The organism is Rummeliibacillus sp. NPDC094406 (genome assembly GCF_044763875.1).
Taxonomy (GTDB): domain Bacteria; phylum Bacillota; class Bacilli; order Bacillales_A; family Planococcaceae; genus Rummeliibacillus.
In genome coordinates this window covers 425,859-438,691 of sequence record NZ_JBIWGZ010000001.1, presented here as the reverse complement: position 1 = coordinate 438,691, position 12,833 = coordinate 425,859, and the positions used below count along the sequence as shown (strand labels likewise).

10 protein-coding genes and 1 other annotated feature are annotated in these 12,833 nt (G+C 34.0%); of the genes, 2 read left to right on the top strand and 8 right to left on the bottom strand.

Features of this window, described 5'->3' with window-relative positions:
- Positions 1–42 precede the first annotated feature (42 nt).
- The 5 genes from ACIQ4I_RS02135 to ACIQ4I_RS02115 all read right to left on the bottom strand — a co-directional run bounded on the left by ACIQ4I_RS02135 (position 43) and on the right by ACIQ4I_RS02115 (position 7,304).
- Positions 43–879: a MerR family transcriptional regulator gene (locus tag ACIQ4I_RS02135; RefSeq protein ID WP_403092364.1), complete on the bottom strand. Its 837-nt coding sequence runs from the start codon at positions 877–879 to the stop codon at positions 43–45.
- A 534-nt stretch (positions 880–1,413) separates the two neighbouring features.
- Positions 1,414–1,998 carry an anthranilate synthase component II gene (locus ACIQ4I_RS02130; RefSeq protein WP_403092363.1) on the bottom strand — a complete coding sequence of 195 codons (585 nt, stop codon included), beginning with the start codon at positions 1,996–1,998 and terminating at the stop codon, positions 1,414–1,416.
- Entirely contained in the window at positions 1,995–3,386 is a 1,392-nt protein-coding gene (gene trpE, locus ACIQ4I_RS02125; protein ID WP_403092361.1) for an anthranilate synthase component I, read from the bottom strand. The genes ACIQ4I_RS02130 and trpE overlap by 4 nt, the downstream gene beginning before the upstream one ends.
- Positions 3,387–3,542: 156 nt before the next feature.
- Positions 3,543–3,742 (bottom strand) — a binding site (T-box leader).
- Between the two features lie 57 nt (positions 3,743–3,799).
- Complete coding sequence (locus tag ACIQ4I_RS02120) at positions 3,800–4,552, bottom strand: hypothetical protein (protein ID WP_403092359.1); 753 nt, start codon at positions 4,550–4,552, stop codon at positions 3,800–3,802.
- 496 nt (positions 4,553–5,048) lie between these two features.
- The gene (locus ACIQ4I_RS02115) at positions 5,049–7,304 is read right to left on the bottom strand and encodes a S8 family serine peptidase (RefSeq protein ID WP_403092357.1); all 2,256 of its coding nucleotides are present in this window, start codon (positions 7,302–7,304) and stop codon (positions 5,049–5,051) included.
- Positions 7,305–7,657: 353 nt separating this feature from the next.
- Here ACIQ4I_RS02115 and ACIQ4I_RS02110 point away from each other — a divergent pair, with 353 nt between their 5' ends.
- On the top strand, positions 7,658–8,662 hold the full coding sequence (locus ACIQ4I_RS02110) for a zinc-dependent alcohol dehydrogenase family protein (RefSeq protein ID WP_403092355.1): 1,005 nt from the start codon (positions 7,658–7,660) through the stop codon (positions 8,660–8,662).
- A gap of 285 nt (positions 8,663–8,947) precedes the next feature.
- On the opposite strand, the gene ACIQ4I_RS02105 is transcribed toward ACIQ4I_RS02110, so the two are convergent.
- From ACIQ4I_RS02105 to ACIQ4I_RS02095, 3 genes are all read right to left on the bottom strand, one after another.
- Positions 8,948–9,100, bottom strand: coding sequence for a transcriptional regulator (locus ACIQ4I_RS02105; protein ID WP_403093339.1), 153 nt, complete (start codon positions 9,098–9,100; stop codon positions 8,948–8,950).
- 500 nt (positions 9,101–9,600) lie between these two features.
- On the bottom strand, positions 9,601–11,046 hold the full coding sequence (gene panF / locus ACIQ4I_RS02100) for a sodium/pantothenate symporter (RefSeq protein WP_403093336.1): 1,446 nt from the start codon (positions 11,044–11,046) through the stop codon (positions 9,601–9,603).
- The gene (locus ACIQ4I_RS02095; protein WP_397538610.1) at positions 11,046–11,315 is read right to left on the bottom strand and encodes a YhdT family protein; all 270 of its coding nucleotides are present in this window, start codon (positions 11,313–11,315) and stop codon (positions 11,046–11,048) included. The genes panF and ACIQ4I_RS02095 overlap by 1 nt, the downstream gene beginning before the upstream one ends.
- A gap of 558 nt (positions 11,316–11,873) precedes the next feature.
- On the opposite strand from ACIQ4I_RS02095, the gene ACIQ4I_RS02090 reads away from it, so the two are divergent.
- Entirely contained in the window at positions 11,874–12,767 is an 894-nt protein-coding gene (locus ACIQ4I_RS02090; RefSeq protein WP_403092353.1) for an aminoglycoside phosphotransferase family protein, read from the top strand.
- Positions 12,768–12,833: the final 66 nt, after the last annotated feature.

Sequence of the window (12,833 nt, the reverse complement as noted above, 5' to 3'; positions counted from 1 at the left end):
CTTTCTCTTGGAATTAGAATAAGCTTTGACATAGTGTCAAGGTCAAGGAATTATTGCATTGCTTTTTTTGATGACGGGAAAGCTAATTTGCGTCACATACTCCTCTACATGACAGTCACATTCTGAACCTTTCAAGTAGGTTTCATAAGGCGGACCATCCAAGCAGTAGCCGTTGCTTTCGGCCCACTCTTCAAGTGCTATATGTGCGTATCCTATATAGTCATAACTTCCGATGTGTAAAGTAGTAGCAATAATCTTTTGGGGGAGTTTTTTTATCTGCCATTCCCTTGATATTTTTTCGTCATTCCTATGAATGATCGGGATCATTAATTCAATATCGCTGTGGTCAGGGGTAAACTCTTCATCAAAAAAAATGGCAGACGGAACACCAAGAAACTGAATATTACTTTCTTCCGCCTTATCGTAAAAGGAATCAATGTGCCTGTCCATGTCAGCAATATTCATCTGCAATCTTTGAGATACGACACTTATCTCGTTTCTTATCCCGAGCAATATATCATACGATCTTCTTTCTCCTTGACTGAAATCCTCCTTTTTATCAACCATCTCTTGCATCTCTGTAATGATCTGTCTATATCGATTCATCTCATTGGTAAGTTCATTTATTTTCGAGTTTATGAATCCGATAAACAATTTCCTGTCTGACGTCTGAAGGATTGTTCTTATCTCCGGCAAGGAAAATCTATATTCTTTCAGTTTCTTGATTAGTAACGCTGTTTCTAATTGACTCTTCTCATAATATCTGTAACCATTCGTTGCATCTATATGTACTGGTTTCAAAAGTTCTTCCTTGTCATAGTGTCGTAACATACGAGCACTCATTTTGCAAAGTTGAGAAAATCTGCTAATTGTGAACATATATCTCCCTCACTTAATGTGATGATTTTTTTAGGCAAATGACTAGGTAGTAGATCTTCTCAAACTAATGTTATCAAGTGCCTCTCTCTAAATATGTAATCAGATAACATTGCCGCGCCTATCATGAAAATGGCTCATTGGACTAATGTTCGCTAAATAGTGTTAGTGGACATGATGGAGATTTTAATTTAATCATTGATGTCAGCTAATGTCTAAGATAAGGTGAGATTATCATGTCCCCTAATGTTAGTCAAAAATTTGGAGGTTCTCAAGTTGATTGGAAACGTGATTTCAGAACAAGGAGAAAAAGTCATTGCCGGAAATGCCAGCCTAAAATCATTGTTGCCACTAAGCCGGTAATCCTTAGCGTACAGGATACCGGCGTTTTTTTCGTTAATCAGGGCTTAGCGTACAAAATCCGCACGTTGTTGGCGGTACCTCTAATAGAAAAAAGACTGTAGACAAACTCGAATTTTTTCAAGTTTGTCTATAGTCTCAAGGGTTTTATTATATACAGTGATTTTTAGAAGTTACTTAAACAACTTCTTTACAATAAGAATCTAAAAACATCTGAATCATCAAGTCTCCATCTTTTGTACCTATTGACTCTGGATGAAATTGCAGCCCAAATACCGGATATTCCTGATGTTGAATGGCCATAATCTCATGATCATCTTCAGCAATCGCTATAATTTGCAATTCAGGATGAAGGGTTTTTTTGTCAATCACTAGAGAGTGATAACGCATGACGGAAACAGATTCTGGACATTTCTCAAAAAGTCCTGTTTGAGTATGTTTAACGGTTGAATATAACCCGTGTTTAATTTGTGGAGCTCTAATAATTTTCGCTCCAAATGCTTCTGCTATTGATTGATGACCCAAGCAAATCCCTAAAATCGGGAATTCAGTATACAAGTTTTTTATAACCTCAATTGAAATCCCTGCTTCAGAAGGAGTTCCAGGACCCGGAGAAATGACAATTGCTTCAGGTTGCATTTTTCGAATCTCGTCTACTGTAATAGCATTGTTACGAACAACTTTGACTTCTTTACCTAAACTACTTATTTGTTGAAATAGGTTATAAGTAAATGAATCATAATTATCGATTAATAAAATCATGCGCGCACCTCCAGCAATGCTTTAGCTTTGTTCAGAGTCTCTTCATATTCCTTCTCAGGATCGGAATGATATACAATACCGGCTCCAGCTTGAACATAGGCTTTACCCTTCGTAATGACCATTGTTCGAATCGCAAGTGCCATATCCATATCACCGGTTATCGAGACATAGCCGACTGCTCCAGCATATACACCTCTTTTATCGTGTTCCAAATCATTGATAATTTGCATCGCACGAATTTTCGGAGCACCAGATACAGTGCCTGCTGGTAAAGCTGTAGCTAAAACATCCAGAGGATGAATGTCGTCTTTTAACTCACCCGTCACTTCAGAAACAATATGCATCACATGTTTATAACGCTCTATTTGCATAAATTTCGGTAGCTTGACGGAACCAACTTTACTTAACTTACCTATATCATTTCGACCTAAATCAACGAGCATTCGATGTTCAGCAAGTTCCTTTTCATCTTGTAGGAGTTCTTGTTCTAGTGATTCGTCTTCCTGCTCAGAATATCCACGTCGTCTAGTACCTGCAATTGGATTTGTTGTGACAACGCGGCCCTCTACTTTGACTAGACTTTCTGGTGATGTCCCTAAAATTACATATTCTTCAAAATCCATATAAAACATATATGGAGAAGGGTTTGTTGTTCTAAGTCTTCGATAAAGATTCATTGGATTCCCTGTAAAATCTGCTTCAAATCGTTGCGATAATACAACTTGAAAAATATCTCCTTGCTCTATATGCTGTTTTGCTTGTTTCACCATCTCACAGAATTCTTCTTTTTCGATAGTAGATCGGAATTGAATCGTGTCTGAATCATCTTCAGCCTGTGTTAAAATAGTCGTTTTCAGCTGCTTCTCAATGTCATTTATTCTCTTTCGTAATTCTTGCTGCGAATGTCCTTTTTTCAATAAATCAACTGCTACAATATGCACGTTTTGCATTAAATGATCTACGACTATGAAGGTATCGTAAAATAGTACATGCATATCAGGCATGTGTAGGTTATCTTTTAATATGTCACCGATTTTTTCATGATAAAACGCCGTTTCATAACCAAAATAGCCAATTGCTCCTCCGAAAAATGAAAAAGGCAGTTTCGCGTTCTCTGTGGGTAGCAATGATTTTAACTTGTGAAATGCATTTGCACCATGAATAACTAGTTCATGCTCATTATTAAATAATTGATAGTCATTTTTAGATGCAACCATTTCTGCTATAGGATTGATTGCAATAAATGAATATCGACCGCTTTCTTCATGCTTTGCGGATGATTCAAATAACATTTTCTTCTTCCCATTTAAAGCGTGGTAAATCGAAATAGGTGTTAGCATATCACCTTGGATTGTCTTCATTTCATACATTCTCGTCTCAACTGTCATTTGTTTAACTCCTTTACTAAGCTCTACTCAACTCTCACCGGCTACTTTACCTCATATGAACCTATGCTTGTGGTTTCTCCTCATTCGCTTTTCCGCAGTAGACGTCGCCTTTCACTCAACCTTAAATAAAAAAGTCCTCCATAGAGAAAACACTCTATGAAGGACGGATATCCGCGGTACCACCTTACTTGTAGCGATTAGCTACCACTCACATATAACGGTATGTGCCGGATTACCCTACTTTGTTCAAGTAATCACTCACAGGTCCATTCAATAAGGAAATGGATCGACTTCCACTAGTGTCGACTCTCTGTACCATTTTGTGCTTATCTACTACTCCTGTTCAACGATTTCAATTTGAAATTGTAAGTATGTTACATATTATAAAGAATGATGCTGGAATATTCAATAAATTATTGTTCAACATGTATTCTAGAAAAAAACTTAAGCATATAGCGTAAATAACGACGAATAGTCGTGATGCGTTCTTCTAGTGATGCAGCAATCGTTTGATAGAATGATACACCTTCATCAGTACTTCTTAAATTTCGAACAGTTCTCTTTTCATCAGGCCATGAACCAACTAAATAGTCTTTATCTTCAAGCTCCCATGCAATTTGATATAAATAACCATTTGATGGACACCAACCAAATAAATCTTCTAATTGTTGGCCAACTTCTGCCATATAAAAACTGGAACGAGTTTGAGAAAGCTTTAACGCGAGATAACGTACAGCATCTTTGACTGAAATGAGTTTAGAAAAATAGCTCCGAAACTCTTCTGGTAATGGATGTTCCGGCTTAGGTGGTTTCTCTCCGTTTTTCGTTAATTCATAATAGAAGCGGTCTAATACTAGGACAATTTCATGGAAACGTTCAAAATAGAGTTCATTATAACGATTTAATCGATTTGTACCAAGTTCTGTACTCGTATAAAGCACCTTTTTATGAATTTGTCTGGATGATAATGCACCTTCAGCTTCTAGCTGTTTTGCGATTCGTGCAACATATTCATAGCCAACTTTGCGTCCTGGAAATTCATCTTGAAACTGTTGATGGATCTCTACAGAGTACTTTTCCGTATCTTGAGTTGAATAAAGCCAATAAAGTGCTAAAGTGTCTTTCACGCTAAAGCCTACTGATTGTTGAAAATTCTTTTCTTTCATGATGAACCTCCTTTTGGGCTATTAACAATATTATACCAAATATATTGCTAGATAGTGGAAATATGCTACTCAATTTTTAGCATTAATTCTCTTGAAAAAAATCTATATCACTTATAAAAGGGTATATTGATTAAAATTAGGTGTAATTCATTAATGTTTCGGTTAAACAATAGATGGAAATACCTAACAATAAAAGTCAATCCCTTATTTATCAAAGAATTATCTACTTTATTACTACGGAAAATTATAATTAAATTGAGTGAATACTACGATCAAGGTAATTCAGATGTAATAATTAATTTTTCTTCATTATTTCTTTTCTCTATTTTTATTAAATAAATTCCATTAGCTGTAACAATTTTACATTCACTTCGTCCTATATCAAATAATCATAAAAGCCGAAGCTTCCTTAGTGTAAGGATCTTCGGCTTTTTTATCTTGAAATTTGCTTAGGGTATGTTTTCAACTTTTTGTCGATAAGACTCCCCAAATAGTATTATTTAACTGTAATTTTCAGGGGTATACTCTTCACACCTTGTTTATTTGTAACATAAACAGTTAAGATCGTACCTCGCTGTTGGTTACCCATAAATAAGAAAAAGTGACCTTTTGAATCTACTTGATCGGAAACTAATAAAGTTTTGCCTCGATAAACGGAGACTTTAGAAGAAAGCTCTGCTTTCCCACGGATATATTTTGTTGTTGTATAAACTTGGCCCACAATTGGTTGTGCTGTTGTTTTAGATTGTTTAACAGTTACATCCTTAGCTTTACTGATATTCCCTATTGAATCTTCTGCAGTCACTTTCAAGATTGTACCTACAGCTTGAAATGGAAGATCTAGATGGAATTTACCATCTTTACTAGAAAGTCCTTTAACAACCGTTTTTGAACCGTTTTTAATTACTATATTTGAATTATGTGTTGCTTTCCCGGAAATGGTATGGCTGCTTGTTGTAACAGTTTCTACAGTTGGTGTTGTTATCTTTTTTGCTACCGGTGTATGAATGGTAGATTCTACACCTTCAGATATATTCCCTGAGGTATCTTCAGTGATTAATTTCAATCGATAATCTGAATCTGGTTTTAGATTATTAAATGAATATTCTTCACTATTTGTAGTTTCTACAAGTTGATCGTTAAGATACACTTGTGTTCCATTAAAATCTTCATCAATTGGATTAATCCATGATAGATTGAATGAATCTATTTTAAGGTTTTTAATTTTTAATTCATCGATATCAGCTGGAGATGTTATATCCTCTAATGTTCGAAAAGATTGTTGAACTCCATCTGAACTATCTCCGTTTTTATTGATGACTTTTAATATAACTTTGTATGCTCTATCAGAATCTAAATTCTTTAATGTATATGTCGAATGAGTCGTATATTTTATTGTTTTATCATTGATAATAATCGCTACTTTGTTGAAAGAGGTATCCACTGGAAGCTTAAAAGAGATTGTTGCATTATGATCTTTTATCTTAGATATGGTAACGCTTTTCAACTCATTCGGTTTTGCCATAGAAAACTTAGGTAATTGAGCTAGTCCATAACCGTATTTATCATCCTTACCTTTGGTACCTAAATCTAAGGCGCTACTTCTCAGTTTTTGAATAATTTCACTTGATGTACTATACGGATATCTTTCTTTTAAAATTGCGAGTAGACCAGTTACATGAGGAGCAGCAAAAGATGTTCCTGAAGCATGAAATAGCTCCCCTTTACTATTAATTGTAGGTACGTAATCACCAGGCGCTGCAAAGTCAATAGAAGTACCTGTGTTTGAGAAGCTACTACATAATTTGTTTTTTCCTATAGATGAAACAGCAATGACATTACTGTATCGTGCAGGATAAGTCGGCTTATTTGAATTTCCATCATTGCCTGCAGAGGCGACAATAATAATCCCTGCTTTAACAGCTTGATCTACTGCTTTTTTTAATGAAGCATCATCTTCGTAAATACTAGACGAGATATTAATAAGATCCATTTTATGTTTAATTGACCAGTTGATTGCTTCAATCACTTCTGCAATACGCCCATCCCTTGTCCCATCAGCATATTTTAAAGAATAAATCTGAACATTAGGAGCAACGCCTATTACATCCGAAATTGAATTATCAAATGTTGCTCCGCCTATTTGTGCCCCAAGAACAGCTGCAACGCTTGTGCCATGGCCTTCACCATAATTACCTCGATCCCATTCATCTGATTCATCGATGTTTTTTGTATTTGGGTTATCTTTAACAAAAGATACTCGTTTCACTACATTTGTTAAATCAGGAATAGCATTTACTCCAGTATCGATTACCGCAACTTTGACACCATTCCCTTGATAGGCGTTTTTCCAATAAGTTGGAGCTTTTACATAATCTAAATTCCAGTATGATTTAAATGCGGGAATTTGACCACCAGTATTCACTACCGATTCAGTTGATACTAGCATTTTCTTTGTGCTTTGATTGATAAATTCGATATTTTTATTATTTATTAATTGGTCATATTGCTGTTTTGTGATAGAAGCTCTGACCATTTCTACGTTATTTAATACTTTCTCAACCTTTGTAACATTCTTTAAAATATACTTTTTTCCTGCATCATTTTTGTAGGAAATCATCATATCTGTGGTTAATTCAGTAGATTTTTTTGCATCTACACTAGGTATTTGTAAGATGAAACAGCAACTAGTTACACATATGAATGATAATATTTTTATCTTTAAATTCATAAATATTTGCCAATTGATCAAGAAATCACTCTCCTTTTCTATCTAAAAGATTAGTTTAAACTTATACTAGTATAATAAAACGATGTTTTATATTATATTATGCCCTAAATAATAGAAAAAAGACCGTTTAAATGTATTTCAACATAAAAAACAGTATTTTTCTACTATTTTTCTAAGTGTCCATATTTTATTTTTATTCGTGATAATTTTTCACCATTCTGCATAAAGATGTGAGGTATTTAAATAAAGTTCTTTAAATTACATTAAAATTGTTTAATAAATAATAAAGTTGTTTAAAACGTCAGTCATGTTATTCCATTATGAAGGAGCATACTTAAATAAATCTAATTTATATACTAAGGAGACTTATAGTTTTGAATGCAAAATGTATTAAATTCTACGAATTCGGTAGCCCAAAAGATGTATTAAGAGTTGAATCTAAAAGCATCGAGCTACCAAAAGATAATGAGGTCCTTGTTCGAATGCTAGCTCGTCCTATTAATCCTTCTGACTTAATACCGATTAGAGGATCTTATTCTCATCGGATTTCCTTACCAAATATACCTGGTTATGAAGGAGTTGGTATAGTCGAAGATGTGGGACCATTAGTTTCTCAACATCTTATCGGTAAACGTGTTTTACCTTTGCGTGGGGAAGGTACATGGCAAGAGTTTGTTAAAACGTCAGCAGAATTTGCAGTTCCAATACCTGATTCTATTGATAATTTTACAGCCTCTCAAATGTATATCAATCCAATTACAGCATGGGTGGTTTGTACGGAAGTTTTAAAATTAAAACCAAATGATGTTTTATTGGTTAATGCATGTGGTTCTTCTATTGGCCGCATTTTTGCTCAATTATCAAAAGTTTTAGGATTTCGATTGATTGCAGTTACTAGAAATAATAAGTATACCGAGGATTTACTTCATCTTGGAGCTTATTATGTGATTGATACATCTAAAAGTCGTCTAAATGAAACGGTTATGGAATTAACGAATGGAATTGGTGCTGATGCTGCTATTGACGCTGTTGGGGGTTCTGATGGTAATGAAATAGCTTTTTGTTTACATCCTAATGGCAATTTTCTAACGATTGGTCTTTTATCTGGGATACAAGTAAATTGGAAGGACATTGTAACTAAAGCAAAAGTGAATGCTAATATGTTTCATTTAAGGCATTGGAACAAAAATGTATCAGCACATATATGGCAAGAGACTTTTAATTGTCTGATAAGGTTGATAAATGATAAAAAATTAAGTTTGATGATGGCTGATTTTCAATACGACTTATTAAATGTAAAAGAGGCTATTGATGTAATCGAATCTTCTAAAATAACCGAAGGAAAAGTATTTTTAACAAGTCATCAAGTGAATTCGTGAATTCTTATTGATTTAAAAAATAGCATTAGTTCCACTAAGAATTAAACAACTTTATAATCTGTCTTAGTTTCAGAAATAAAAGCTGTGAATAATCTTGTTAAAGAACAAGTTATAAACTAAAGCAACAAATAACTTTATTGAATAAGTGTTGGTTTACAAGATTATTATTACTACACAACATGAATCTTATTTCACTTTTTAAATAGATATTGATGTAAACGCAATAAAACCCCTACCAATCATTAATTTGATTAGTAGGGGTTTTATAAGTGACTCGCGACGACATCAGGCATTTAATTCTTCGCTCCTTTTTGAATGCTCCTTGAATGCATTGAGTTGTTCTTCCGTCAAATTGTTAATAAAAAAGTAAAAGTCTCTCGATTCTAATCCAAATTCTTCACAAGCGCTACAATATCGTTCATAACCGTCTCGATACATATCCAATGAAATCTCCTCCTGTTATATAACAAATTTATTTGTTGTTATTAATATATAACAGATATAAAATTCTGTCAACTGAATTGTCAGAAAACAATTTAAAAATAATTGCAAAAAAGTGGGAATCTTTTCTATAGTTATGTAAAAGGAACTTTTAATTTTCAGTATAATCTAATCTTAATGGAGGTGATTAAAATAAGAAATTTAATAATTGGTGTTGTGTTGTTTGTTTTATTTGAACTTATTCTATATTTTTGCGGAATTCAATATTTCGTACTATTTAGTGTAATCGAATGGGCGACAAAGTTTATTCTCCCTTGGATATTGTTGTATTGGTTAGTAAGAATGGTAAAATCTTTAGAGAAGGAGGCTTAAAAATAACTTGCATTCATGAACATAAAAGGTGAAGTTTATGTTTCATTTTCGTAAAGAAAATATAATAGATTTAACTTCAATAAATAAAACCCAAACTCCTATAATACAGAAGTTTGGGTTTTACTTTATATAATATGTTCAAAATCTTTAAATTTTCGATGTGTTATTAGACTAATGATCACATAACTAATTAGCGATAATAAGATTGGTAATGTCACTGTATGCATTCCAAATACATTCGGCCAATACTGATTAATCAAAATATAACTAGTTAAGCCTACAATCATCGATGTAATTGCCCCGTATTTATTGCCTTTTTTCCAATATAGACCGAAAATAACAGGCCATACAAATACAGATTCTAAGCCACCAAATGAAAATAGGTTCAGCCACACGAGTAAATCTGGTGGTCTTAAAGCAACGATAATGACTGCAATACCGATAACTGCAGTGACAATGAAACTAATTTTCTTAATTTCATTATCTGTTGCCTTAGGTTTGATAAAGTTTAAGTAAATGTCTTTTACAATTGTTGAGCTCACAAGCATTAACAATGCATTTACCGTTGACATAATAGCAGCCATTGGAGCAGCTAATACGATACCAGCTAAAAGCGGAGGCAGTACTTTAAGTGTTAGAAGTGGCATAACTTTATCACCAATTTCAATACCTGGTAACACAGGGTGTGCTAATACCCCCGTTAAATGCATACCGAACATCACGGTACCAATTGCAATTGTTCCAATTATAATTGCTGTATGCATACTTTTAGAATTTTTGTATGCCATTGCTCGTACTGCAATTTGTGGTAAACCAATTACACCAATCCCAATTAAAATCCAAAATGTAGATACATACAACGGTGTTAAGCTTCCATCTGCTCCAAAAGGTGAAACAAGTTTTGGATTTTCAGCTACTAGGTCGGACATAATATTTGAAATGCCACCACCAGCTATAATTGTACCTACTAGCAAGATGATACTACCTACTAACATGACAGAACCTTGCACAGCGTCTGTCAAAGCTACTGCTCGGAAGCCACCGATAATAACATAAACAAGTACAACAGTCGCGAAGATAAATAGTGCAGTAGAATAATGTAATCCTGTCAATGACTCGATTAATCGGGCGCCACCAATCCATTGTGCTGCCATTGAAGAAAACAAAAAGATAATAATACTAATTGCAGAAACGATAACAACCACATTACTATGATAGCGTTCTCTTAAAAAGTCGATCAATGTAATCGTTTTATATTTTCGTGCAATAATTGCAAATTTTTTACCTAATATCATCAAAACAAAATACCCTGCAGGTAATTGCGCCATTGATAATAGCACCCATCCTAGACCGGTATTATATGCAACCCCTGGGCCACCAATAAAACTAGAGGCACTTCCATATGTAGCCATCATCGTCATCGCAAGCAAGAAGCCGCCCATCTCTCGACCACCAAGGAAATATTCTTGTAAGAAAGAATCAGACTGCATAACATGCTTATTCGCCCAAAATCCAATTAAAAAGATGATAACAAGAAAAATAACAAGTGGAATAATAACTTGCCAATTCATCATCGATCTTCACCATCCTCTTCTTCATCAAACGGTACATCCTTAAAGAAGAATTTGATGACAACATAGATTAATACAATCATAAAAATTGTTCCAGCTATACAGCTATAAAAGAACCATGCTGGAAAGCCGAAAACATATGTATACTCTTTCGGATCCCCTGAGCCAAGCCCATATGCAAATCCAAACCAGATTGCAAAGTTGATAATAACTAATGCAACACCGATTAAGGCTTCGCGATGAGCTGTTTTAAAACGCTTATCTTTCATATTTACTCCCCTTCAATCAATTCGAATACTTTACTATTTTACTTTTTTGATAAAGAAAAGGAAAGTGTCAATGAAAAAGAATAATCACTAAAAGCACTTAGTTTACATAATAAAATTATCTATCTTCAAAATCGTTTCAAAATTATTACCTCATTAAATTAATTTTATACTTAGTATACCGCTCCAGATGGCGCCGTGCTAAGCGATCGTTGAGCCTCCTCGGAAGCCTTTGCTCCTGCATAGCTACGCTAGCTTCGTCGCAGAAAATTCTTTTTGCTTTTGCAGAGCAAAAAGAATTTTCACTGCGGGGTCTCACCTGTCTCGCTTTCCCGCAGGACTTTGAATGTACCTCCCTGAATTAACATCGCACGAAGGAAATGCGAATGCATTTTCGAGGACTCGCCATCTTCCGCTGCATAGACAATGTTCTAATAGATATGGCATAAAACAAAGGCACATTTAATGTTCTTGTATTTTATCAAATTTTTGAATTATGAAATTGATTCAATTAATTGAAATAATATACAATATTCATTAAGACAATACGGTGTTAGAGGAGTGATAATTATTAGTTCTTTAAACGAAGTAGTAAATAAAATGAAATTACAAATTGAGTCTTATGAAATACCACAAAACTCATATGGATCTGAAGTGTTTTTGCTACATTTAAAAAATGGAGAAAATGCCTATTTGATAATCCCATATAACAAAGACAAGTTATGGCGTGAACATGATATGTTGACCCTACTTCAGGGTAATCTGCCTGTTCCTAAAATTCTAGACTTTTTACCAAGTGAAGCTGATTTCAATGGTGCCCTACTGTTATCTGAATTACCTGGAAAACCTGCAACAGGGAAAATAGATTCTACATTAGCTTTTGAAATCGGAAAATATCATGCGCTAATGCATTCTCACACTTCACAACATTATGGTTACAGAACTGAGGAAGGTTTTCAAAAACTTAAAAATAATGATTGGCGTAGCTATATAAAAGAAAAATTCGTTATTGCACTGGAAAAATCACAACCGTTTCTAAATATAAAACAAAGTGATTTGGCTCATCAGCATTTCAATCAATTGTTCAATAGTTTGCCGTCCCCTGATGGCCCTTGTGTTGTACATTTTGATTTCAGATTGGCCAATCTAATCATTGAAGATCATCACATAAGTGGCATCATTGATTTTGAAACATCCAAATTTGCCTCAACAGAAATTGATTTTGTCAAAATGCAGCAAGAAGTATGGAATGTATTTCCTTCAACGAAAGAAGGCTACATAGTAGGTTATGAAAGCATTCGCCCAATGATCGAATTGGAACTGTTCCAACCATTTTATACTCTCTATAACGCTATGGCTTCAATCGGTTGGTGTGTAGATAGAGGAATAGAAAAACATCAAGATTTTTATCACGAGAATATAGTTATATTAAATTCGTTTGAATCAATTTCCTAAAATCTTCTCTAGTTAAAAAATACAAACATTATATCCTTTAGAGAATCTATTATATCTAGTTAACAT

Bases quoted from the DNA above. Each gene is read 5' to 3' on its own strand.
- ACIQ4I_RS02135 (WP_403092364.1), bottom strand. From the start codon at position 879: ATGTTCACAATTAGCAGATTTTCTCAACTTTGCAAAATGAGTGCTCGT.
- ACIQ4I_RS02130 (WP_403092363.1), bottom strand. From the start codon at position 1,998: ATGATTTTATTAATCGATAATTATGATTCATTTACTTATAACCTATTT.
- trpE (WP_403092361.1), bottom strand. From the start codon at position 3,386: ATGACAGTTGAGACGAGAATGTATGAAATGAAGACAATCCAAGGTGAT.
- ACIQ4I_RS02120 (WP_403092359.1), bottom strand. From the start codon at position 4,552: ATGAAAGAAAAGAATTTTCAACAATCAGTAGGCTTTAGCGTGAAAGAC.
- ACIQ4I_RS02105 (WP_403093339.1), bottom strand. From the start codon at position 9,100: ATGTATCGAGACGGTTATGAACGATATTGTAGCGCTTGTGAAGAATTT.
- panF (WP_403093336.1), bottom strand. From the start codon at position 11,046: ATGAATTGGCAAGTTATTATTCCACTTGTTATTTTTCTTGTTATCATC.
- ACIQ4I_RS02095 (WP_397538610.1), bottom strand. From the start codon at position 11,315: ATGAAAGATAAGCGTTTTAAAACAGCTCATCGCGAAGCCTTAATCGGT.